At 33.0% G+C, this 23,743-nt stretch carries 18 protein-coding genes; 11 read left to right on the plus strand and 7 right to left on the minus strand.

All coding sequences use genetic code 11. The annotated features are described in order from the left end of the window. The first annotated feature begins 219 nt into the window (after window positions 1–219). Both polA and BMY33_RS09945 read left to right on the plus strand, forming a co-directional pair. A complete protein-coding gene (gene polA / locus BMY33_RS09940; RefSeq protein WP_091407949.1) occupies window positions 220–3,045 on the plus strand; it encodes a DNA polymerase I in 2,826 nt (941 codons plus the stop codon). Window positions 3,046–3,109: 64 nt separating this feature from the next. Then, complete coding sequence (locus BMY33_RS09945) at window positions 3,110–3,940, plus strand: TerC family protein (RefSeq protein ID WP_091407950.1); 831 nt, start codon at window positions 3,110–3,112, stop codon at window positions 3,938–3,940. Between the two features lie 83 nt (window positions 3,941–4,023). On the opposite strand, the gene BMY33_RS09950 is transcribed toward BMY33_RS09945, so the two are convergent. The 3 genes from BMY33_RS09950 to BMY33_RS09960 all read right to left on the minus strand — a co-directional run bounded on the left by BMY33_RS09950 (window position 4,024) and on the right by BMY33_RS09960 (window position 8,583). Further along, window positions 4,024–4,509, minus strand: coding sequence for a lipocalin family protein (locus BMY33_RS09950; protein ID WP_091407952.1), 486 nt, complete (start codon window positions 4,507–4,509; stop codon window positions 4,024–4,026). 95 nt (window positions 4,510–4,604) lie between these two features. Continuing rightward, entirely contained in the window at window positions 4,605–5,807 is a 1,203-nt protein-coding gene (locus BMY33_RS09955) for a serine hydrolase domain-containing protein (protein ID WP_091407953.1), read from the minus strand. 79 nt (window positions 5,808–5,886) lie between these two features. Continuing rightward, window positions 5,887–8,583, minus strand: coding sequence for a DUF5916 domain-containing protein (locus BMY33_RS09960; protein ID WP_091407955.1), 2,697 nt, complete (start codon window positions 8,581–8,583; stop codon window positions 5,887–5,889). 273 nt (window positions 8,584–8,856) lie between these two features. Between BMY33_RS09960 and rplM the strand changes: the two genes are divergently transcribed. The 9 genes from rplM to asnS all read left to right on the plus strand — a co-directional run bounded on the left by rplM (window position 8,857) and on the right by asnS (window position 20,761). Next, window positions 8,857–9,312 (plus strand): 50S ribosomal protein L13, encoded by a 456-nt coding sequence (rplM, locus tag BMY33_RS09965; RefSeq protein ID WP_091407957.1) that lies wholly within the window; start codon window positions 8,857–8,859, stop codon window positions 9,310–9,312. Continuing rightward, window positions 9,312–9,698, plus strand: coding sequence for a 30S ribosomal protein S9 (gene rpsI / locus BMY33_RS09970; RefSeq protein ID WP_091407958.1), 387 nt, complete (start codon window positions 9,312–9,314; stop codon window positions 9,696–9,698). Before rplM ends, rpsI begins: the two co-directional genes overlap by 1 nt. Before the next feature lie 135 nt (window positions 9,699–9,833). Beyond that, a complete protein-coding gene (rpsB, locus tag BMY33_RS09975; RefSeq protein ID WP_091407960.1) occupies window positions 9,834–10,691 on the plus strand; it encodes a 30S ribosomal protein S2 in 858 nt (285 codons plus the stop codon). 164 nt (window positions 10,692–10,855) lie between these two features. Next, window positions 10,856–11,818 carry a translation elongation factor Ts gene (gene tsf / locus BMY33_RS09980; protein ID WP_091407961.1) on the plus strand — a complete coding sequence of 321 codons (963 nt, stop codon included), beginning with the start codon at window positions 10,856–10,858 and terminating at the stop codon, window positions 11,816–11,818. A 454-nt stretch (window positions 11,819–12,272) separates the two neighbouring features. Next, window positions 12,273–12,980, plus strand: coding sequence for a UMP kinase (gene pyrH, locus BMY33_RS09985; protein ID WP_091407963.1), 708 nt, complete (start codon window positions 12,273–12,275; stop codon window positions 12,978–12,980). Between the two features lie 57 nt (window positions 12,981–13,037). Continuing rightward, a complete protein-coding gene (gene frr / locus BMY33_RS09990; RefSeq protein ID WP_091407965.1) occupies window positions 13,038–13,601 on the plus strand; it encodes a ribosome recycling factor in 564 nt (187 codons plus the stop codon). Window positions 13,602–13,689: 88 nt separating this feature from the next. Beyond that, on the plus strand, window positions 13,690–16,131 hold the full coding sequence (locus BMY33_RS09995) for a DUF5686 and carboxypeptidase-like regulatory domain-containing protein (protein ID WP_091407966.1): 2,442 nt from the start codon (window positions 13,690–13,692) through the stop codon (window positions 16,129–16,131). A gap of 85 nt (window positions 16,132–16,216) precedes the next feature. Further along, the gene (locus tag BMY33_RS10000; RefSeq protein WP_091407968.1) at window positions 16,217–18,634 is read left to right on the plus strand and encodes an efflux RND transporter permease subunit; all 2,418 of its coding nucleotides are present in this window, start codon (window positions 16,217–16,219) and stop codon (window positions 18,632–18,634) included. A gap of 684 nt (window positions 18,635–19,318) precedes the next feature. Further along, window positions 19,319–20,761: an asparagine--tRNA ligase gene (gene asnS, locus BMY33_RS10005; protein WP_091407970.1), complete on the plus strand. Its 1,443-nt coding sequence runs from the start codon at window positions 19,319–19,321 to the stop codon at window positions 20,759–20,761. A gap of 6 nt (window positions 20,762–20,767) precedes the next feature. Here the strand turns inward: asnS and BMY33_RS10010 are convergent, their stop codons facing one another. From BMY33_RS10010 to BMY33_RS10025, 4 genes are all read right to left on the minus strand, one after another. Next, on the minus strand, window positions 20,768–21,274 hold the full coding sequence (locus BMY33_RS10010) for a hypothetical protein (RefSeq protein ID WP_091407971.1): 507 nt from the start codon (window positions 21,272–21,274) through the stop codon (window positions 20,768–20,770). A gap of 74 nt (window positions 21,275–21,348) precedes the next feature. After that, complete coding sequence (locus BMY33_RS10015) at window positions 21,349–21,813, minus strand: ankyrin repeat domain-containing protein (RefSeq protein ID WP_091407973.1); 465 nt, start codon at window positions 21,811–21,813, stop codon at window positions 21,349–21,351. Between the two features lie 146 nt (window positions 21,814–21,959). Continuing rightward, window positions 21,960–22,724 carry a LytR/AlgR family response regulator transcription factor gene (locus tag BMY33_RS10020; protein WP_170837053.1) on the minus strand — a complete coding sequence of 255 codons (765 nt, stop codon included), beginning with the start codon at window positions 22,722–22,724 and terminating at the stop codon, window positions 21,960–21,962. A 4-nt stretch (window positions 22,725–22,728) separates the two neighbouring features. After that, a complete protein-coding gene (locus tag BMY33_RS10025; protein WP_091407976.1) occupies window positions 22,729–23,742 on the minus strand; it encodes a sensor histidine kinase in 1,014 nt (337 codons plus the stop codon). Window position 23,743: the final 1 nt, after the last annotated feature.

A 23,743-nucleotide genomic window follows, 5' to 3' on the forward strand; every position in this document is an offset into this window, starting at 1 on the left:
CCTTCGTTCTACTATTTAACCGTAGGGATGTACAAAAAAAATCTACTTTATTCATAAAATATTACTATCGTATTTATAGCAATTGATAACATTGTTATCAATTTTATTTTGGGGCGAAATGCCGTCATTTATTGACGGCATTTCTTATTTAGTATAATTTTGAAACCATTTGACCAATCTTCTTTTTATATTGCATTTCTAAAAAACTGAACACACACTATGTCACAAAAACGTCTTTTTCTTCTGGATGCATTCGCACTTATTTTTCGTGGATACTACGCTCTAATTAAAAATCCAAGAATCAACTCTAAAGGGCAAGATACATCTGCAATCATGGGATTTGTAAATTCACTTTTTGATGTAATCAAAAGAGAAAATCCAGATCACTTAGCAGTTGCATTTGACAAACAAGGAAGCAAAGACCGCTTGGAAATATTTCCAGAATACAAAGCGAACAGAGACGAAACTCCAGAAGCCATAAAAATTGCCGTTCCCATTATACAGGAAATACTAAAAGCTATGCATATTCCAATTATTGAAAGAGCTGGTGTAGAAGCAGATGATTTGATCGGAACTATTGCAAAACAAGCTGAAAAAGAAGGGTACCAAACATATATGGTTACACCTGATAAAGATTATGCTCAATTAGTATCTGAAAATATTTTTATGTATCGCCCAGCTCGAATGGGAAATGGTATTGAAATTTGGGGTATTCCTGAGGTACAAAAAAGATTTGAAGTTGAGCGACCAGAACAGGTGATTGATTATTTAGGGATGATGGGAGATGCTGTAGATAACATTCCTGGTCTACCAGGAGTTGGAGATAAAACAGCTAAAAAATTTATTGCCGCATATGGATCTATGGAAGGGCTTTTTCAAAATATAGACCAATTAAAAGGTAAGATGAAAGAAAAAGTAGAAGCCAATCAAGAGCTAGGACTCCTTTCTAAAAAATTGGCAACTATTATCTTGGATTGTGATGTCAATTTTGATGCGAACGATTATGAGATTTCTGAACCAGACGTAAAAAAAGTAAAAGAAATTTTTGAAGAGTTAGAATTTAGAAGATTAACTGATCAATTCACTAAAATCTTTTTCCCTTCAGATCCTACAGCACCTCAAGAAATAACCTCTTCTTCTAAAAAACAATCGGAACAAGCAGGTGCAGGCCAGTTTTCTTTGTTTGGAAATAACCAAGACGCAAGTGCTACTTCCGATTCATTTTCCAGCAGAAAAACGATTGCAAATACAGAACATTTTTACCAAAGTATTTCGCCAGGCATGGCTATGAAATTATTCATGCAAAATCTACTCAAACAAAAAAATGTATGTTTTGACACGGAAACCACTGGACTAAACCCACTTATTGCAGAATTGGTAGGTATTGCCTTTTCTTGGGAAGCTGGGAAAGGATTCTATATTCCTTTTCCAGAAAACAAAAATGAGGCTCAGGAATTAATTGAACAACTAAGACCGTTTTTCGAAGATGATAATATTTCCAAAATTGGTCAGAATTTAAAATATGACATCAAAGTATTAGCTAAATATGACATAGAGGTAAAAGGGAAACTTTTTGATACAATGCTAGCTCATTACCTTATCAATCCAGATATGAGGCATAATATGGATGTACTTTCTGAAACCTACCTTAATTACACACCCGTTTCAATAACTGAACTAATAGGAAAAAAAGGTAAAAATCAACTATCTTTTAGACAAGTTCCTCAAGAACAACAGACCGAATATGCAGTAGAAGATGCAGATATCACGTATCAGCTTAAAGAACATTTTACTCCTGAACTTAATGAAGCAAATATATTATCGCTATTTGAAGATATTGAAGTTCCATTGTTAAGAGTTCTTTCGGAAATGGAAATAGAAGGAATTAATTTAGACAAAGAATTTTTACAGTCCCTATCAGAAGAGCTAAACAATGATATTAAAACTTTAGAATCCGACATATATAAGGAAGCAGGAGAAGAATTTAATATTGCATCCCCTAAACAGTTAGGAATCATTCTTTTTGAAAAAATGAAATTGGTTGAAAAACCAAAAAAAACCAAAACAGGCCAATATTCCACCGCAGAGGATGTCTTATCCTATCTTGCTAAGGATCATAAAATTATCCAAAACATATTAGACTATCGTGGTTTATCCAAACTAAAAAGCACATATGTAGACGCACTACCAAGTCAAATCAATGAATCCACAGGTCGTGTCCATACCGATTATATGCAAACAGTAGCAGCAACTGGTAGACTAAGTTCCAATAATCCTAATTTACAAAATATACCTATTAGAACAGAAAGAGGGAGACAGGTTAGAAAAGCTTTTGTACCAAGAGATAAAGATCATACACTACTAGCGGCAGATTATTCTCAGATAGAATTAAGAATTATAGCTGCCCTAAGCGAAGAAGAAACTATGATTAACGCTTTTAAAAGCGGAGAAGATATTCATGCATCTACTGCTGCCAAAGTTTTCAATGTCGCTATAGATGAAGTCACAAGAGAGCAACGTAGTAATGCCAAAACAGTAAACTTTGGAATCATTTATGGTGTTTCTGCTTTTGGACTAAGTAATCAGACGGACTTATCTCGTAAAGAAGCTAAAGAATTAATTGACACCTATTATAAAACCTACCCTAAGCTACGTAATTATATGAGCGAGCAGGTAGATTTTGCGAGAGAAAATGGATATGTACAGACCGTTCTAGGAAGGCGTCGTTATCTTAAAGATATTAATTCTGCCAATGCTGTTGTGCGAGGAGCTGCGGAACGAAATGCAGTAAATGCCCCTATACAAGGTAGTGCTGCAGACATCATCAAAATTGCGATGATCAACATCCATACAAAATTAAAAGAGGATGATTATAAAACTAAAATGCTACTTCAGGTACATGATGAATTAGTTTTTGATGTCTATAAACCTGAATTAGAAAAAGTACAATCATTAATAAAATCAGAAATGGAGACTGCCTATACACTAGCAGTTCCTTTGGATGTAGACATGGGGTTAGGAGAAAATTGGCTAGAAGCGCACTAACTTAAAACTACATTTAGTAATTTTATAATTATCTATAACAACATAACTAATCAACACTTATTTTATGGAACAACTTTTTACCGTTGAAAGCCTTATTACCCTATTAATGCTAGTGCTGCTTCAAGCAGTTTTAGGATTTGACAACCTTCTCTACATTTCTTTAGAATCAAAAAAAGCACCTCCAGAAAAACAAAGTTTTGTTAGAAAAATGGGAGTTGGCCTAGCAATTATACTTCGTATTATTTTGCTTTTTGTACTCATGTCAGTGATACAATTTTTCCAAGAACCATTCTTTAGCCTTCATGACAATAATATCCTTGAATTCGAATTTAATGTGCATAGTATCATTGTACTCGCAGGAGGTGTGTTTATTATATACACCGCTATCAAAGAAATTTGGCACATGATGTTACTTAATGAACACGAAGAAATAGAAAAAAATGAGAAAAAAGGTTCTATCAAAAAGGTTATTTTATGGATAGTAATTATGAATCTGGTTTTTTCCTTTGATTCTATTTTGAGCGCAATGGCTCTAACTAGCGACATGGAATATGTTCCTCAACTTGTTTTAATGTCAATAGCTATTATACTAGGAGGTGTTTTAATGATAGTTTTAGCTGATAAAGTTTCCAATTTTCTTCAGAAAAATAGAATGTATGAAGTATTAGGACTTTTCATATTATTTATAGTAGGTATTATGCTACTGTCAGAAGGAGGCCATCTGGCACATCTACATATTCTTAATAACGAAGTTACGCAGATGAGTAAAACTACATTCTATTTTGTTATTGTAGTACTTGTAATTGTAGATATTGTGCAAGGACGTTATCAGAAAAAACTATTAGCAGAAAAGCAACATCAAGAAGCAGTTGTAAAAAAAGAAGAAGAAAGCTAATTTTTTTCTTCTTAGAATAAGAAAAATTAAAAAGCGGTTTCCTTACAGAAACCGCTTTTTAATTTTAACCACAATAAAAGAGTTTACTGTCTAGTAAAAACCAAATCTACTGCCCCTAAATCTTCTACTTCATCCGTAAAAGAAAGTGTTGTCTGTGTTAGCGTAATCATCACTGTTTTAGGATCCATTCCAGTTGGAGTAAATGTTAATTCTCCGCTTTCTAGACTCCATTCCCCAGTTACCTCAAGAATAAGACCTGTACAATCAGCAGTAACTACTGGAGGTAAATCTGTACTGATATTCACATCAATCTGTGTGACATTTTGATTATATGTATTATCATCACTTACTACAATTGTATCTTCAAAGCAAGGTAATTCTTCCAGTAAATTAGTAGAAGCACTCCCATCCATATTTAGATCAACTGGCAAAGCACCAGAAGCAGATGTAAGCTCCCAGGTTCCAACAAGAGAAGTCATATCAGGATTCCCAACATTGTCGTCATCTGAACTACAAGAGGTAAAAAATAGCGCAAAAGAAATAGCAAAAAGGAAAAAATTAGTTTTCATGATTTTTGAGTTTTAAATATTAATAACAATTTATTGTTCATTCTTATTACGCACAAAATAAGTGCTTATTCACTCCAAACTTCAGCAAATTAGAATTAACTTTTCTTAGTTGCAGTAAAAAAATCATAGTAATTTAAAAAAGTTGGAATTACAGGTCCATTAAAAGTATTAGGCCCATTAAACAACACACAAATACCTATCTTATTTTCCGGATCTATCATTAGTTGCGTTTTGTATTGATTTACGTTCCCTCCATGATAAACAACTTTCCTGTTTCTATAATCTAAAATTCTCCAACCTTTAGCATAATAAGAGTCCGTAACACCATCCCATAAATTAACGTAAGTATCTTTATCACTAGTGCAGATCACAGGGTTAAAAATCTCCGTTAAGCTTTCTTTCGAAATAATATCAGGACGATTTCCCAATAAAACCTTTAGATATTCCGCCATATCAGAAATAGAAGCATTAATCCCACCTGCCGCAGCAACGTTGTAATAGTTTTTATGAAGATCTGTTAAATAATATTTTTTAGAATAATGATTCCATTTATGTGGTAATGCAACATTTGAATTTTTCTTAATATCCGTATAACTACTAGATGCATTTTTCATTCCTGCAGGCATAAATAATCGCTCCTTCAATAATTCCTCAAACGACTTCCTTGTATTATTTTCCATTATCTTTTCTACTATGGAAAAAACAGCATTCTGATATTCATACTCCGTACCTTCTTTAGCCACTACACCATTTCTCTTAAAGTTTGCTACAATATTCTGTAAAGACATTCCTTTATGGATCAATTTAGAATTTGTATACTTATAAAGCCCTGATGTATGAGAAAGCAAGTGATTAACAGTAAGTCTTTCTGCCTGTGCCTTATCTCTTAAACTAAAAATATTAACCGATTTTTTGACATTTTGTTTCCATCTAAGTTCATTATTATCCACAAGATTTCCTGCAAGAACTGATGTTACTCCTTTAGACAGACTTGCTATTCTAAAAACTGTATTCACATCTACAGAATCAGTTGTATTAATTTCCTTTACCCCGAAACCCTTTTTATATATAACTGTAGAATCCTTAACAATTACAATAGCAGCACCAGGACATTCTGAAATATTAAAATTAGTCGTAAAAAACTTCTCATAGTGATTTAGAAAAAAAGACAGGGAGTCTATTTTCTGTAATACAGGCTCTGGATCGGTGACAACAACCTTTTTCTCTTCTGTTTTAGTAGTAGTAGTAGTACATCCAATAATACATATAGAAACAAAAAGTCCTAAAATTTTCTTCATATCAAAATTGCCTTAAGTATTGCAAAATACACGTAAAAAACCTTGATGTAAAAATTTTCTTAAAACCTTTTTTAAAATTTTATAGGACAAACCTATAAGTAGCCTTAATCAAAAAAGTGTTTTCAGGTTGCTGACCAAAAATTTGATTATCCAAGCTTCTAAACAGATGATCTCCAGGATCGCCTAATCCGTTAACCCCTTGAGACCACACTAGAAAAATCTCCGAACCAGGTATATACTCCCAACGCAACACCAAATTGGACCTAAACTGAACAAATGCAAAATCTGGATTATCAATTGTGTAATCAACATTTCCATCGAGATTTTCATCTACCGAATATAAATCATCAGCAAAAGAAATCTGATTATCATCATACAGGGTCACTCTCTCATTTAAATCAGAAGCAATAGGGTTATTTACATAATTAAAATCCGTGTAGGTCCCTCTAGAAATAAAAGGCTGTCCATAATACTGAATAGTTAGGTTAGGGTTGATATTATAATTAAGACGTATACTAGCGCTTAATGTTTGCTGATCAATTCTAGCTGTAATGTATCTTGGTGTTCCTGCAAAATCTACTTCGGTTACATATTGAGTTTTATTAGGGTTTCTTTCAAATTCTGGGTTTAAGGAAATACTTAATGCATTAAAAGGTTGATATCTCATTCTTAACACATATCTATGAAAGGTGAAATTATTTTGTCGCGCACCAGAATTAACATATCCCATTGTAAAGTTAAATTTCTTCCTGCTATCTGAGCCAAAAAACAAGAACGCAAAATTCTCTTCAGAAAACCTCCATCTCGGACCTCCTCTTAATACAGTGTTTGTATAAATTCTAGGCTTATGAGCCGCCCCTACTTCTGTCCACCAATTATTTTTATAATTAATAAATCCATTAAATTCGTATTGGATTCTATTAAAATTCCCTTCAAAATCAAAGGCAGAAGTTTGTTCAAAGTTCAGGTTTGCTCTTCTATAAAACTTAGTAGGTTTCAAAAATAGATATCTAATATTAGCAAATTGTCGAATATCATCAGCTTGTCTTAAAAACCCAACATCGTTTAATTCCAACTCTGGAGATCTCCAAAAAACTCCTGCTGTGTATCTCCAATTTCCACCTCCAGATTTACCTCCAGTCAACTTACCACCTGTACCAGTAAGTGAAGTTCTATTAGGATCTACCTCTACATGATCTGCATCTACTCTTTGAAAAAGATGTGTCAACTCATTTTGGGTCGCTTCGATAGCTTCTTTAGACCCTTCTACATGACTCGTCACTAAATTTCCCTCGATAAAATAATTTCTATCTTTCCAATTATGTCTAAAATCTAAACCAGCGGTATATGCTGATTTTCTTAAGAAATTCAAATTATTCTCCCTTAATCCAACCAATTCAGAAGTTTCATCAGTTTCGGGATCATCAAAATCAATATTTAGGATATCACCAAAATTACGATTTGTAGCCGTAAAAATACCTCCTAAATACGTATTACGATTATTAAAATCTTTCTGAACTCTACCTACAAAATAATTTGTTAAAGGTTCTACAATAGTTTCTCGTCTGTTACCATCAGCATCTTCTACCTTAGCTATTTCTCGTTGAGTTACACTTTCTAAAACACCAATTGACCAACCGTTTTTCGTCTTTCCGCTAAATTTAGCAGCTCCTAAAATGGTGGTATTAGTAGGTCTATCAATAAACTCTGTATTAACAGGACTAGATCCAATAGAACCTTGTGGGCTTCTTCCGATCCTTCTTGAATAAAACACATTATCTTGACCATTAGCAAAACGATAGTCAAAAATATTCTTATTCTCTACAAAAAATGGTCTTTGTTCTCTAAAAAATATCTGAAAACCATCTAAAGCAATAGCTGCAGGATCCGCTTCCACCTGCCCAAAATCAGGATTTACAGTTAAATCCATCGTAAGATCATTAGTAATACCAATTTTAGCATCTAATCCTCCATTCAATTTAAAATCATCTCCATCTCTAAAGGGATTCCCATCTTCTTCAGGAAAAGTATCATATTGCGTAACCACAAAAGGCTGAATCTCTAATTGTTTCTGAGGCTCTATATTAATCAACCCATGTAATTCTCCAAACTCGCTAACCCATCCTGGGGCATCCTGAGGAACTCGTTGCCATACCGACCTCTCTTCTTTTCTAAAAAATCTTCGGTTTACCTGTAATCCCCATATTTGCTCTTTACTTTTACCAAATTTTAATTGACTTAAAGGAATTTTAACTTCTGCAGTCCACCCTTCATCATCTATATTAGTAGCTGTATACCAGATCGGATTCCAACTACCATCCCAATTGTTACCATTGTCAGATATAAATTCGTCACCTTTGACACCCGCAGCTGTAATCGTAAAAGAAAAACCTGTTCGTTTATCATGATAACTATCTAAATTAATTTCTACCCAATCTCCAGCAAAACCATCTCTTCTAGATAATCTTTTTTCTATTTTACTAGGCTCAGAATCATAGCACCTATATGCTATGTATAAATATTTCTGATCATATAATATTTTAAATTTAGTTTGTTCGCTTGGTGGAGTATTCTCGTCCGGTTCATTTTCAATAAAATCTCCAGACCATTCTACCAGATCCCAGCTAGATTCTTCAATTAATCCATTAATTGTCGGCCCTTCTGACCCGTTAATAGGTTTTGTAGTATAGATTCTTTTTTTTACGACTGTTGAATCCTGAGCATTCAGGCATAGTGTAAAAAGAAGTAACCCTAACACTTGGATCGTGTACTTCATGATGATTAGTTTGTTGATTGATGTTTTATACAGGACTCAAATTATGAATCTTTGTCACAGTTACACCGCTTATTTAGTAAAAAATTAACACGAAAAAGATATTTTAGGCCTAAAACGAGTAAAAAATCATCAGAGAATTGATCTATCTGAAAACCAATGCATCATACATACAAAATAATATCAATTACCTGTTTGCTATATAAATATATAATTGTACATTTGCACCCCTATTTTATATAGGAAAGGAATGTTTAATTAGTAAAATTAGTTAGTGTGGACACATTAAGTTACAAGACAGTATCTGCCAATAAGGCAACCGTTTCTAAGGAATGGTTACATATAGATGCTGAAGGACAGACTTTAGGACGTCTATCTTCTGTAGTAGCAATACTATTAAGAGGAAAGCATAAGCCAAACTTTACCCCACATGTTGATTGCGGTGATAATGTAGTTATTACAAACGCCGAAAAAATCAACTTAACAGGAAAAAAGTGGACAGATAAATCATATATCCGTCACACTGGATACCCTGGAGGGCAAAGAAGTCTTACTGCTCAGGAGTTATTTGACAAAAACCCAGAGCGTTTAATCGAAAAAGCGGTAAAAGGAATGTTACCTAAAAACAAATTAGGAGCAGTTTTATTCCGTAATCTAAAGGTTTATGCAGGAGCAGATCACAATCAAGATGCTCAGAAGCCAAAAACTATTAACTTAAAAGAATTTAAGTAATGGAAGTTATTCACAAAATTGGTCGTAGAAAAACGGCTGTAGCTCGAGTTTACCTCAAAGAAGGTTCTGGAAAAGTTACGATCAACAAAAAAGATCTTAACGACTACTTTCCTACTGCTACATTACAGTACAAAGTGAACCAACCTTTTGCTCTTACAGAGAATGAGGAGAAGTTTGATGTAAATGTAAATGTATACGGAGGTGGTATTACTGGACAAGCTGAAGCAATTCGTCTAGCAATATCTAGAGCGATGTGCGAGTTAGATCAGGAAAACAGAGCAGTCCTTAAACCAGAAGGTTTATTGACTAGAGATCCTAGAATGGTAGAGCGTAAGAAATTCGGACAGAAGAAAGCTCGTAAGAAATTCCAGTTCTCTAAACGTTAATTTATTAAAACAGTATTTGTTGTTATCCCCTTATTTAGGGAGTTAGTTTAGCATCTAAATACTCAAGGCCATATCAAAATGAACGATAAGCCACTTGAGTATTGCTAATTCAACAGAACGTAAACTATTACAAAAATGGCAAACAATATCGAAGTAAAAGACTTACTTGATGCAGGTGTACATTTTGGTCACCTGACAAGAAGATGGGATCCTAATATGGCACCATATATTTATATGGAGCGCAATGGAATTCACATCATCAATTTATACAAAACAGCTGCAAAGATTGACGAAGCGAGTGAAGCTTTAAAGAAAATCGCAGCATCTGGTAGAAAAATTCTTTTTGTTGCTACCAAAAAACAAGCTAAAGAAATCGTTGCTGAAAAAGCAGCAAAAGCGAACCAACCGTACATTACAGAAAGATGGCCTGGTGGTATGCTTACCAACTTTGTTACTATCCGTAAAGCAGTAAAGAAAATGGCTGCTATCGATAGAATGAAGAAAGATGGTACTTTCAACACTTTATCTAAAAAAGAGCGTTTACAAGTAGATCGTTTAAGAGCTAAATTAGAAAAGAATTTAGGTTCTATTTCTGATATGACTCGTCTACCTGGGGCTCTATTTGTAGTAGATATTACTCGCGAGCACATCGCAGTAAAAGAAGCTCAGAAATTAAACATTCCAATTTTTGCAATGGTAGATACTAACTCTGATCCACGCCAGGTTCAGTATGTAATCCCTGCAAATGATGATGCTTCTAAATCTATCGACAAAGTAATGACTTACGTAAGTGATGCCATTATTGAAGGATTAAGTGAAAGAAAAGCTTCTAAAGAAGCTCCAAAAGCAGCAGCAGCTGCTAAAACTGAAGCACCAGCAGCAGCTGAAAAAGCTCCGGCTAAAACCGAAGCACCTGCACCCGCTGTAGAAGCTCCGGCTAAAGCAGAGGAAGCACCAGCAGTAGCTGAAGCTACCAAGCAAGAAGAAGAATAAACATTCATTGATTGCTTTCAATCATTAAAAATTACAAAATTAAAGTCTAAGTTTTAAAACTTAACTTTAAGATAAAATTAATGAGTCGTTTAGTTCTTTACTTTTATAGTAATAATAACTAAGCGACTTATTTTTTACACAAACACATTAAATATTTAAAAGATATGGCAAAGATTACAGCCGCAGAAGTAAGTAAATTACGTAAAGCTACAGGTGCCGGAATGATGGATTGTAAAAAAGCACTTGTTGAAGCTGAAGGAGATTTTGACAAAGCAATAAAAATCCTTAGAGAAAAAGGACAAAAAATAGCAGATAAAAGAGCCGACAGAGAATCTTCTGAAGGAGCTGTTATCGCAAAAGTTAATGACGCTAAGAATAAAGGTGTAATCGTTTCTCTTAATTGCGAAACTGATTTCGTAGGAAAGAATGAATCTTTCGTTTCATTAGCAAAAGAATTAGCTGAATTAGCACTTAACTCTTCTTCTAAAGAAGAATTCTTAAATGCTGATTTCAATGGAATGTCTGTTCAAGATAAGCTTATTGAGCAAACTGGAGTTATTGGAGAGAAGATAGAAATTGGTGATTTCAAAGTATTAGAAGCTCCTTTTGTAGGATCTTATATCCACGGTAACAAAATTGGTGCTCTTACAGGATTATCTAGCAGCATAGAAACTGCAGAAACTCTTGCTAAAGACATTTCTATGCAAGTAGCATCTATGGGAGCAACTACACTATCCTACAAAGATTTTGATGCAGAATATGTAGCCTCAGAAACTCAGGCTAGAATTGCAGCTATCGAAAAAGAAAACGTAGAACTTGGAAGACTAGGTAAAACATTAAAAAATGTTCCTCAATTTATTTCAAGATCACAATTATCTGACCAAGTAATAGCTGAAGCAGAAGAAAAACTTAAAGCGGAACTTAAAGCTGAAGGTAAGCCTGAGCAAATTTGGGACAGAATTCTTCCTGGTAAGTTGGAAAGATTTATTTCCGACAACACTACTCTTGACCAAGAACAATGTCTTCTTGATCAAAACTTTATTAAAGACGAAAAGAAAACTGTTGGAGATTATGTGAAGACATTAGGAGATGTTTCTGTGGTAAGTTTCGAAAGAGTTTCTTTATAATATAAAATTACAGAAAAGAGAGAGATTTAATTTTCTTCTTCAAATATCAAAAACCGCTTCGATTGAAGCGGTTTTTTTCGTCATTTTTCGAAATACTTCCTAATTAGTTTTCGAAACATTTTCTTTAACATTTTGGACCCCTCCAAAATGCTACCCCAAAAAAGACTAACTCCCCAATCAGTCTAGAATACAAATTACACTATTGTGAATTTGTAAGTTCAAAAAATGTTTCTTCACTATTTCAAAAATATCCCTCATCTCCCTCTATTTTGTTTTCCTGTGACAAACCTATAACATTCTCTAGAACCAATCAATAGGGACATCAGGGGAAAAGAACCCTTTTTTATTCGTCATACGATATTTTCAACTCTTTATTTTAAGATTTACCTTTACTTATTAAAGTATTTTCTAAATTAAGAATATCATTATATTTGCACCACAGTTCAAGCAAATGATGAAATACAATAGAATATTACTAAAATTATCAGGAGAAGCCCTGATGGGAGATCGTCAATACGGTATCGATCCTAAAAGACTAGCAGAATATGCTAACGAAATTAAGCAAATAACAAACAAAGGTGTAGAAGTTGCTATTGTTATAGGAGGTGGTAATATTTTTAGAGGTGTCGCAGGAGCCAGTAAAGGTATGGACAGAGTACAAGCAGATCATATGGGAATGCTTGCTACAGTAATTAATGGACTAGCTTTACAAAGTGCCCTAGAAGATGCTGAAATTCCTACTAGACTGCAATCAGCAATAAAAATTAATGAAGTAGCAGAGCCATTCATTAAAAGAAGAGCAATACGACACTTAGAAAAAGGAAGAGTTGTAATTTTTGGAGGAGGAACAGGTAACCCATATTTCACAACGGACTCTGCAGCTGTATTAAGAGCAATAGAAATTAATGCAGATGTTATTCTTAAGGGAACAAGAGTAGATGGAATCTACACAGCAGATCCCGAAAAGGATTCTCAAGCTACTAAATTTGATTTTATTACATTTGATGATGTTTTAAGAAAAGGACTTAAGGTTATGGATACAACTGCCTTTACATTAAGTCAAGAAAATGAATTACCTATTATAGTTTTTGATATGAATAAAACTGGAAACCTATTAAAGGTTATTTCTGGTGAGTCTATCGGAACAAAGGTAAATCTCTAACAAAACAAAAGGTGGCTCGTTTTTTGATCAACTAATTAAGAAAAGAATTATATTAAGATGAACGAAGAAGTAGATTTTATTCTGGATTCAACTAAAGAATCTATGCAGGGTGCAATAGCCCATTTAGAAAAACAATTAATTGTTATAAGAGCTGGAAAAGCTTCTCCAGCTATGCTTAGCGGTGTAATGGTTGAATATTACGGAAACCCTACACCATTAAATCAGGTAGGAAACGTAAATACGCCAGATGCTAGAACAATTACCATCCAACCATTCGAAAAATCTCTAATTCAGGAAATCGAAAAAGCTATTCAGGTAGCGAATCTTGGTTTCAATCCTATGAACAATGGAGAGAGTGTTATCATTAGCGTACCTCCCTTGACAGAAGAACGTCGTAGAGAACTAGTAAGACAAGCAAAAGCTGAAGCTGAAGATTCAAAAGTTGGTGTACGTAATGATCGGAAGAACGCTAATAATGAAATAAAAAAATTAGAAAAAGATGGTCTATCGGAAGATATGGCCAAAAACACTGAATCAGATATTCAACAATTGACAGATAGTTATATCAAAAAAATTGATGAAATGTTATCTGTTAAAGAAAAAGAAATTATGACTGTATAATACTTTTTCGAAAAACAATATTATACAAAAGTGTTTTGTTGACGAAACACTTTTGTATAACTTCAATTACTATGAATCAAATCGGATAATGCAAAACAAACTCTTCTGTTTATTATTTTTTACTCACTTTGTTGTACTATCTCAAATTAGCATTACCGGAAAAGTAATTGACCAAAGCACCAACCAACCCTTACCATTTGCTACTGTAAAAACTGATCATAATACGTATGCATTAACTTCATCAACTGGAGAATTTGTAATACGATGTGAGAGCTATCCAATAAAGCTAACTGTTAGCTACATAGGGTATAACACCAAGAATTTCTCTATTAAATCGGAAGATATCGTTAAAGTAGAAATACAGCTTTCCCCTAAATCAGAGAATCTAGAAACGGTAAAAATTGACATCCCAGGAAGCGTTGCTTCTAACATCATCAAAGAAGCTATTAACAATAAAATAAAAAATAATCCAAACAAGGCTTTAAAGAGTTATAGCTACAGAACTTATAACAAATTTAAAATTACAGAAGACAACCAAGCTAGATTTGAAACTCCTGATACCACAGGAGTAGATATGGAAAAGATTTTTAATGATGCACATTCTTTTCTCTCAGAAAAAGTAAGTTTACACGAGTTCAACAAGGGCCGTGATGAAAAAGAAACCGTTCTTGCTTCAAGAATGACAGGTTTTAACAAGCCCGTTTACAATGTTTTAGGCATCAAAATTCAGTCTAACTCGCTGTACAAAGAAAATTATGTAATATTTAATAATAGGTACGCAGGCCCACTATCTAACCGCGCTCTTAAAAATTATTACTATAAAGTTTTAGATACTACACAAGGAAAAAGGCCTGCATATGTAATTTTGTTTCAACCTAGAAGATCTAAAAAAATTGCTGGTTTAGAGGGTGTTTTATATTTAGATATGGAGACACTTGCTATCCAAAAAGCAATTGCAGAATTAAGAGGCGAACTTAATGTTTTAGTGAAACATAATTTCAAATATAATTCTGAAGAAAAATTATGGTTTCCACTGAATCAAGAAGTTACAATAAGACCTGGCATTGGAAAACAAAAAGTAACTTTGTTTGGAGGACAAATATCAGTTGGTAGATTAGGGAATGACAAGAAAAGTTTTACTGGCAATAATGATTTTCTAATTTCCAAAACAGACTTCTTTGATTACAATACAACAAAAGATATCAAAATTAAACTACAACAATCTGCTATAGAAATAGATCCCGAAGCCACTACCAGGGATGAAGATTATTGGAACCAATATCGCACAAGCGCAATTACCGCAAAGGACTTAAAATCCTTCCCTATAATAGACAGTATCGTTCAGGCACAAAACATAGAACGAAGAATTGATGTAATTCAAAGTTTCAATATTGGATATTATCCTGTTGGTTTTTTTGACTTTGACCTGACCTATCCTATAAAATATAATAATTTCGAGGGTCTACGTCTGGGAATTGGAGGTTTAACGAATAAAAAGTTTTCTAAACGATTTCGTACCGAAGGTTATTTAGTTTATGGGTTTAGAGATGGTAGGTTTAAGTTTGGACTTGGCGGAGGTGTTTTACTCAATAAAGATTCTGGGTCCTGGCTAAACGTGAATTACACAGACGATCTTAAGGAAGTAGGAAGTTTCTTTTATCTAACAGATAGGCGTGTTTATTCCTTATTCGAACCACGTCTAGTGAATATTGATTTTTATTACAAGCATAGGACTTGGAGTACAAGCTTACAACATAGAATTTTACCTAAATTATTATCTGAAACTCAATTTTCTGTAAGCAATATTGATCAAACAGGAGGCTATACGTATCTTGACAATGGTAATTCTTTCTCCCGTTACAAAACAGCAGAGTCCACAATTGCACTTAGATGGAGTCCTTTTAGTAAGTTCTTAAAAACACCAAACGGTTTTAAAGAAATACAAGACGGGTATCCAAAAATAACAGCTCAATACACTCAAGGGTACAAAGGAATATTTGACAGTGATTTTAATTATAGCAAGATCGGGGTCAAAGCGGAGTACATTATTAATCGTCTTAACCAATCTAGTACTAGCCTACTCTTAGAAGCAGACATTGCTAGTGGTGATGTCCCATTAACACATTTATATCACGCATATCCAAATGCTCCAACAAAAGAAACTGTTTTTCAGAGATTTTCTGTTGCTGGTCGTAGAAGTTTTGAAACCATGTATTTTAGTGAGTTTTTTAGCGATAGATTAGCTACTCTACAAATAAGACACAGACTAAGGCCATTTAAAATATCTAGTTGGTTTAAGCCGGAAATGGTTTTAATCACCAGGTACGCTATTGGAGATGTAAGTAATCGAGACAAGCACCAAGGTGTTGATTTCAATTCTTTACAACAAGGATATCAGGAATCTGGATTTGAAATCAATAAACTTTTTGCTGGTTTTGGATTAAGTTTTGCTTATAGATATGGTGCGTATCATCTACCAAAACTAGAAGACAACATTGCTTTCAAATTTACATTTTACTTAAAGCTTTAATACATTATTATTTATTCATTTTCTTTTGAATATTTTTTAAGTATTAAAACCTCAAATTCTTACATTTGCACAAGGAAAATAGAGAATGGCAAAGTTATTAACTTTCGGGTTTTGGAATACATTAGCTGGAATTATACTCCGTAATAGAGCAGCTATATTTATCATTATTATTGGAATAACCGTTTTTCTCGGTTTTCAATGGAAAAACATGCGGTTTTCTTTTACCGAAGCAAACCTTCTTCCGGATGATCATGAAGTAAATATTAAGTATCAGGAATTTCTAGAGAAATTTGGAGATGAAGGTAACCTTATTGTCATGGCTGTAAATGATAGCTCTCTATTTACACCAACAAAATTAAAGGCTTGGAATGACTTTAATAATTCGTTCAAACAATATAGTGAGATTGACCTAGTAATCTCTATAAGTGATCTAAAAACACTTGAAAAAAAGGATAAACCTGCCAGATTTGAGCTGGTATCTTTTATAAAAGATAGTATATATACTGATAAAAAAGTTTTAGAGTACAAAGAAGAACTGTTTAACAAACTTCCTTTTTATGAAGGTCTAATCTACAGTAATAAATCGAACACAATACAAAGTGCAATTTATTTAAATAAGGATATTGTTAATACGATTGTTAGAAAAAAGTTCATTGAAAACACCCTAAATCCCAGGATTAAAGAGTTTGAGGAAAAATTCGGTATGGATGTAAAGGTTTCTGGAATGCCGTATATCAGAACTATGAATTCTCAAAACATAATGGATGAGATTCAAATATTCATTCTAGCAGCACTACTAGTTACCTCACTAATTTTCTTTTTCTTTTTCAGATCTTTCAGAGCGACTTTCATTTCAATGACTGCAGTAATCATTGGTGTTATGTGGGCATTTGGGCTATTAGGCTTATTAGAATATGAAATTACAGTTCTTACTGCTATTATTCCTCCGCTAGTAATCGTTATCGGGATTCCAAACTGTATTTTTTTAATAAACAAATACCAACAAGAAATAAAAAAACACGGTAATAAAGCTAAATCATTACAACGTGTTATTACCAAAGTCGGGAATGCCACCTTGATGACCAACGTTACTACTGCCGCCGGTTTTGCAACCTTCGCCTTAACGGAAAGCAAACTACTAAAGGAGTTTGGTATCGTAGCAGCAATAAATATAATTGCGCTATTTATATTATGCTTATTAGTAATTACGATTATCTACAGCTACATGCCTCAACCAAAAGAAAGGCATTTAAAACATCTAGGTAAGAGATGGGTTGAGCGACTTGTAAACTGGATGGAGCACGCCGTTAAAAACCGTAGAATTACTATATATACTTCCTCTGTAATTATATTAATTGCAAGCATCATAGGTATTTATACAATTAAAGTTTCTGGAAGTTTACTAGAAGACATGCCTAAATCAGCTGGTTTTTTCCAAGATATCCAATTTTTTGAAGATGAATTTGATGGCATCATGCCCTTGGAGATATTAATTAATACCAAGCGCAAACAAGGAGTTCTAAAACTGCCTACATTACGTAGAATGGAACAACTAGGAGAATTGATTGAAGAAACACCAGAATTATCCAAACCAATATCTATAGTCAATTTAGTAAAATACGCTAAGCAGACTTATTATAATGGAAACCCAAAGTACTATCAATTACCAACAAGTCAAGAACGTAATTTCATTCTACCATATGCCAAAAGCTTCGAATCAGAGGCTGGAGCTATGAACAGTTATGTAGATTCAACAGGGCAATATGCTAGAATCACTACATTTATGAAGGATGTGGGTACCGAAGAAATGGAAAGAATAGAAGCCAATTTAGCTCCAAAGCTAGAAAAACTATTCCCAAAAGATAGATACGAAGTTACATTTACTGGTAAAGCATTAATATTTCAGAAAGGAACCACTTATTTAGTCTGGAACCTTATATTCTCTTTAGGATTAGCAATTGTACTGATTGCTCTTTTTATGGCTTGGATGTTTAGATCGTTTAAAATGATTATTATCTCATTGATTCCAAACCTTCTACCTCTCCTTATGACAGCAGGTTTAATGGGCTTTTTAGGCGTTCCAATAAAACCTTCTACTATATTAGTTTTCAGTATAGCTTTTGGTATCTCTGTAGATGATACTATTCATTTCTTAGCCAAATACAGGCAAGAATTAAAATCAAATCACTGGAGGATTCGTAAATCAGTTTTTGCTGCTCTTAAAGAAACAGGTGTCAGTATGTTTTACACCTCTACGGTTTTATTCTTTGGTTTCTCTGTATTTATGATTTCAAGTTTTGGTGGAACCAAAGCATTAGGAGGATTAGTATCAGCGACATTACTCTTCGCAATGTTAGCTAACCTTCTACTACTCCCATCCTTATTACTTTCTTTAGAACGAAGTATAGCCAACAAAAAGACTTTGAAAGAACCTGCTCTGAAAATCATAGCAAGTGATGATGAACTTCTTGAAGAAGAGGAAGAAAAAGAACAACAGCAATAATATTATTCCATACATTTTTACTTCAAAAAAGAAGTCTCACTAGTAAACTAGCGAGACTCCGTGTAAGATAGATTACCCCAAAACCTATCGAACTAAACTTAACGTAAACACAATCGTCATAATTGCATATGCAATATACATCCCCTTTTTGTATTTTGAAACCCATTCAAGGGGGGGATTTCCCCCTTTCGATAAAATAAACAAAGGTTTAACTTTTTTTTTGTAATCTAAATTTTAAATAAAAAACACCAAATCATTGATTTTAAATATTTTATGTAATATTTTTATGTAGGAATTTTTATTCATTTTCACATTAAAAGCATTAAAAAAAACTATTTTTTCCCCGAAAAAGTATTCTTTTACGGTTTTTACATAGAATTACTCTAGAAAAAACCGTCGGATTCTATAACCAGTTAAAATGACATAATTTTTGTAATCCCTAAAAAATGAAAATACCCATCAATAGAATTTAAGTTTTTTTTGAAGAGCAAGACTATGCATCAATTCGATTAAAAATTTATCTTTGCTACCTTGAATTTTTATATTGACAATACAGAAGAAATTAAAATTTAAGTAGTTCCTAATAAGCTGAAGAAACAAAAAAATGGCGCAACGTTATTATTAGTTAAATAATAACGTATGTGCATTACATCAAATAGATGTAAAATATATAAAATAAAATTGATGAAACATACCAAAGTAATAGACGTACTACAAAGTGACAAACTATTGCAGCCTGTCTGTGTAAAAGGATGGGTTCGTTCTTTTCGTAATGATCGTTTTATAGCGATAAATGACGGATCAACAATTAATAATATTCAATGTGTAATTGAAGATAACACTATAGATGCTTCGGTTACAGAAAAAATAAATATCGGAGCTGCTCTTTCTATTATTGGGACACTTACAGAAAGTGAAGGTAAAGGCCAACGTGTAGAAATAAAAGCTACAAATATTGAAATTGAGGGTGAAGCTGATTCTGAAGAATTGAAACGAACTATTCTCTCTCCCAAACGTCACAGTTTAGAAAAACTAAGAGAGCAAGCCCATCTTAGAGTTCGTACTAATACATTTGGAGCAATTATGCGTATGCGATCAAAATTATCGTTCGCTATTCATGAATATTTTCAAAAAAACGATTTTTATTATGTTCACACTCCGGTAATCACAAAAAGTGATGCAGAAGGTGCAGGGGAAGCTTTTAAAGTAACCAATCTGGATCTTAATAATGTACCAAAGGATGAAAACGGTAAAGTAGATTACAAACAAGACTTCTTTGGTGGCGAAACCAATCTTACCGTATCTGGTCAATTAGAAGCCGAAACGTATGCTATGGGATTAGGACAGGTTTATACTTTTGGACCTACTTTTAGAGCGGAGAATTCCAATACCTCACGTCATCTTGCAGAATTCTGGATGGTAGAACCAGAAGTTGCTTTTTGTGATTTAGATGGTAACATGGATTTAGCAGAGGATTTTATAAAATATGTAATCCAATTTGTTTTAGATAATTGCCAGGATGATCTTGCATTTTTAGAAGATCGTCTTGCGCAGGAAGATAAGCAAAAACCTCAAGCTGAAAGAGCAGAAATGCCACTTAGAGATAAATTAAGGTTTGTTTTAGAAAATAATTTCAAACGAGTAAGTTATACCGAAGCTATCGAAATTTTGAAAAACTCTAAGCCAAATAAGAAGAAGAAGTTTAAATTTCCAATTAACGAATGGGGTGCAGATTTACAGAGTGAACATGAACGCTTTTTAGTAGAGAAACACTTTAAGTGTCCTGTTATATTATTTGATTATCCTGCTGACATTAAATCTTTTTATATGAGACTTAATGAAGATGGTAAAACTGTTCGTGCTATGGATATTTTATTTCCAGGGATTGGAGAGATCGTAGGTGGGTCACAACGTGAAGAAAGACTTGATGTCCTTAAAGAAAAAATGGCTGCCTTAAATATTCCTGAAGAAGAGTTATGGTGGTATTTAGACACTCGTCGTTTTGGAACTTGTAAACACAGTGGTTTTGGATTAGGTTTTGAAAGACTAGTGTTATTTGTTACTGGAATGGGTAATATCAGAGATGTAATTCCTTATCCAAGAACTCCATTAAACGCTGAATTTTAAGCATAGTTAATTCCTATGTTTCTTTAATAAAATCTCAGAAATTAGATCATAAATCACTTTTTGATTAGCATCTAGTTTCTGAGATTTATTTTTTGCTTTTTGTATTTTTTCGTAATGTGGAACCTTTCCTGTTTCGGCCAATAGCCCCATCGCATCTTCAAAAAAACCATCCAAAATAGGCATTACATACTCACTCTTAGTATTGGTATCTCTAAGATGAATAAACTTTTTAGTATATGCTAAAAACATCTGAGGGTATTTAGCAAAAGTAATGATCGCCTCAATAAAGTTTTTCTTTACCTCATCCGAGTTAACTGAACTTCTAAATTTCAGCTTCGTATTATCGATATGTTTTAATGTATATAAAAGAGTACTCTCTTTAATAAAATTACCATAATCGTTTTCAGAATGGTAATATATCTCCATGCCCACATTCGTATTTATTATAAGCACCTCATCTCCTATACTATCTTTTAGAAAAGATTCAAAAGTAACCACTGTTAACGAAGACATTAGTAAACGCCTTTTTATATCCGTAGAACGTATATTAACCGATTTTATATGTTGTATAATAGAATTAATACTCACTAGATTACGTTCAATAATTCTGAGAAATCAATCCCTTGATTCTTAGCATGCATCTCCGCTGTATACCCCTTATTATCTTTTACATTTACATCTGCTCCCTTTTTAATCAATAATTTTATAATTTCTTTCTGACCAAAAGTTGCTGCAAATATTAAAGCAGTAGCATCATTGTAACTTTTAATATCTACATCTGCACCCGAAGTAATTAATAATTCTGCGATTTCATAGTGTCCTTTAAAACACACGCCCATTAGAGCAGTATTTCCTGATGCATCTTGTTCATTTATATTAGGGTTATAACTAATAATAAGTTTGGCAATATCAAGAAACCCATAATAAGTAGATAATAAAAGAGGTGTAGATCCCCTTTGATCCTTTGTATTAACTAAACTACTATCTTTCGTAAGAAAGCTTTGAACACCTTCTAAATTACCTGATCTGATCGCATCAAAAATTGTATCCATTGAAATAAAGTTGCAATAATTTTAACATCTAAGCTTAAATCGCTTAATAACGATTGAAGATATCAAAAAAAAAATCAGCAACATTCTAATTAGGAGAAATTTATAATTTCACAGCCAGAACTTATCCAAAAACCTGTTTTCACGTATTATTGTTCAATCCATTTTCTAAAATCCGAAGTAGTAGAAGAACTAGTCATCACCTTTTCCTTAACACCTTTTAGTTGTATTAACAATCTGTTTTTAAAATGATTCTCAATTGTTTCTATGTATTCTATATGTATAATCTGACTTCTATTAATTCTAAAGAATTTTTTAGGATTCATTTGCTTAGTTAAAACTCCTATTTTCTCTAAAATTGGATGAGTTTTGCCAAATGAATCTGTAGCGACACAAAAATCCCCAGAAGCTGCTAGCAGACTTATATCAACAACATTTAACAATTGAATACCTTTACTTCGCTTGATAACAAAACGTTTTTTATATTCATCTTGTCCCTGTTGTATTGCTGATTTTAGCGCATTAATTGTCGTGTTATCTAAAGAATTATAGGTTCCTTGTTTAAATAATGATTGATATTTTTCTAGAGCTTTTTTAAAATCTTCTCGAGAGTATGGTTTCAAAATATAAGCTATTCCATTGGTGTTAAAAGCTTGAAATAAATAATCATCATGAGCTGAACAAAAAATTATTGGACTCTCTACCTTTATTCGATTAAATAGATCAAATGATATACCATCTAACAACTGAATATCAGATAATATGAAATCATATGTGTTTTCGACAAGGAATTTTTCTCCTTCCGAAACAGAGCGTGACCAATCATGTAAAACAGGCTCACCAAAAAAAGTAACTAAATGTGATACCAGTTTTTGATATGCGGGAATTTCATCCTCCAGAATTAAAATAGTCATAGTTTTATGATTCATTACTTAATTGAACTATAGGAATTGAAACTTTAAATTCGGTATCAGTACTAGTAACCTGAACTTCTACATCTGATAATAACTTATAACGAGTTTTTAGATTCTTCAATCCCGTTCCAAATGATTCTTCCACTGATTTAATTTTAGACTTAGTATTAATAACAGTTAACCAGTTTTTCTCTATAGTTACTAATACATTGATGGTTTTATCATTGTCAATTCTATTATGTTTTACAACATTCTCAAGCAATGTTTGTATAGCTCCAGTCGGAAGAAATTTATCTCTAAGTAATACTTCTTTTTTTATTCGAAAATTATAGTCATTTCCAAACCTGGTTTCTATTAAAAAAATATAGTTTTCTGCAAAAGAAATCTCTTCAGAAAGCTCCATAACCTCAGCATCTTTAGTTTGAATCAAATACCGATAAATGAGAGATAGACGATTGATATATTCTTTTGCTTTTGTTGTATCACTATCGATTAGAGCATCCAATGTATTCAAATTATTGAATAAAAAATGAGGGTCTATTTGAGATCTTAGCAGCTTCAATTCATTTTCTTTTTGCTGTTTCTGTACATTAAAAAACTGAGCCTGTCCTTCATAGAATTTTTTAGCTAATAGAATCCCAAAAACGAAACCGGCATCATCTGACAATCTAAAAAAACTTTGAAGTAAAAAATCATACCATTTTGGAAACTTATCCCAATCTCCATTACCTGTCCAATATCCCGAGACAAAATCAATAGCACCAAAAAAGCATAGAATAACAAGACCTAGAACTACAAATTGAATATATTTTTTTTGTTTTACTATAAAACTTGGAATAAGCCAGTACATAAAAATCAAAATGATAACAAAAGATAGTATTGCAGCTAAAGGAATATCAATTAGATACTCTATCAGAAGATTTTCTGAACGGTAATAATCAATACAATTAAAAAAAATCGTGACAGCATATACAATGATAATTACTAAGTAGTCCGATCTATTTAATCTAGTATCCATA

It is taken from the genome of Aquimarina amphilecti (genome assembly GCF_900109375.1).
Taxonomy (GTDB): Bacteria; Bacteroidota; Bacteroidia; order Flavobacteriales; family Flavobacteriaceae; genus Aquimarina; species Aquimarina amphilecti.

What these genes read in the sequence shown, in the direction of transcription:
- polA (WP_091407949.1), top strand. Translation starts at nt 220, where the DNA reads ATGTCACAAAAACGTCTTTTTCTTCTGGATGCATTCGCACTTATTTTT.
- BMY33_RS09945 (WP_091407950.1), top strand. Translation starts at nt 3,110, where the DNA reads ATGGAACAACTTTTTACCGTTGAAAGCCTTATTACCCTATTAATGCTA.
- BMY33_RS09950 (WP_091407952.1), bottom strand. Translation starts at nt 4,509, where the DNA reads ATGAAAACTAATTTTTTCCTTTTTGCTATTTCTTTTGCGCTATTTTTT.
- BMY33_RS09955 (WP_091407953.1), bottom strand. Translation starts at nt 5,807, where the DNA reads ATGAAGAAAATTTTAGGACTTTTTGTTTCTATATGTATTATTGGATGT.
- BMY33_RS09960 (WP_091407955.1), bottom strand. Translation starts at nt 8,583, where the DNA reads ATGAAGTACACGATCCAAGTGTTAGGGTTACTTCTTTTTACACTATGC.
- rpsI (WP_091407958.1), top strand. Translation starts at nt 9,312, where the DNA reads ATGGAAGTTATTCACAAAATTGGTCGTAGAAAAACGGCTGTAGCTCGA.
- rpsB (WP_091407960.1), top strand. Translation starts at nt 9,834, where the DNA reads ATGGCAAACAATATCGAAGTAAAAGACTTACTTGATGCAGGTGTACAT.
- tsf (WP_091407961.1), top strand. Translation starts at nt 10,856, where the DNA reads ATGGCAAAGATTACAGCCGCAGAAGTAAGTAAATTACGTAAAGCTACA.
- pyrH (WP_091407963.1), top strand. Translation starts at nt 12,273, where the DNA reads ATGAAATACAATAGAATATTACTAAAATTATCAGGAGAAGCCCTGATG.
- frr (WP_091407965.1), top strand. Translation starts at nt 13,038, where the DNA reads ATGAACGAAGAAGTAGATTTTATTCTGGATTCAACTAAAGAATCTATG.
- BMY33_RS09995 (WP_091407966.1), top strand. Translation starts at nt 13,690, where the DNA reads ATGCAAAACAAACTCTTCTGTTTATTATTTTTTACTCACTTTGTTGTA.
- BMY33_RS10000 (WP_091407968.1), top strand. Translation starts at nt 16,217, where the DNA reads ATGGCAAAGTTATTAACTTTCGGGTTTTGGAATACATTAGCTGGAATT.
- asnS (WP_091407970.1), top strand. Translation starts at nt 19,319, where the DNA reads ATGAAACATACCAAAGTAATAGACGTACTACAAAGTGACAAACTATTG.
- BMY33_RS10010 (WP_091407971.1), bottom strand. Translation starts at nt 21,274, where the DNA reads ATGTCTTCGTTAACAGTGGTTACTTTTGAATCTTTTCTAAAAGATAGT.
- BMY33_RS10015 (WP_091407973.1), bottom strand. Translation starts at nt 21,813, where the DNA reads ATGGATACAATTTTTGATGCGATCAGATCAGGTAATTTAGAAGGTGTT.
- BMY33_RS10020 (WP_170837053.1), bottom strand. Translation starts at nt 22,724, where the DNA reads ATGACTATTTTAATTCTGGAGGATGAAATTCCCGCATATCAAAAACTG.
- BMY33_RS10025 (WP_091407976.1), bottom strand. Translation starts at nt 23,742, where the DNA reads ATGGATACTAGATTAAATAGATCGGACTACTTAGTAATTATCATTGTA.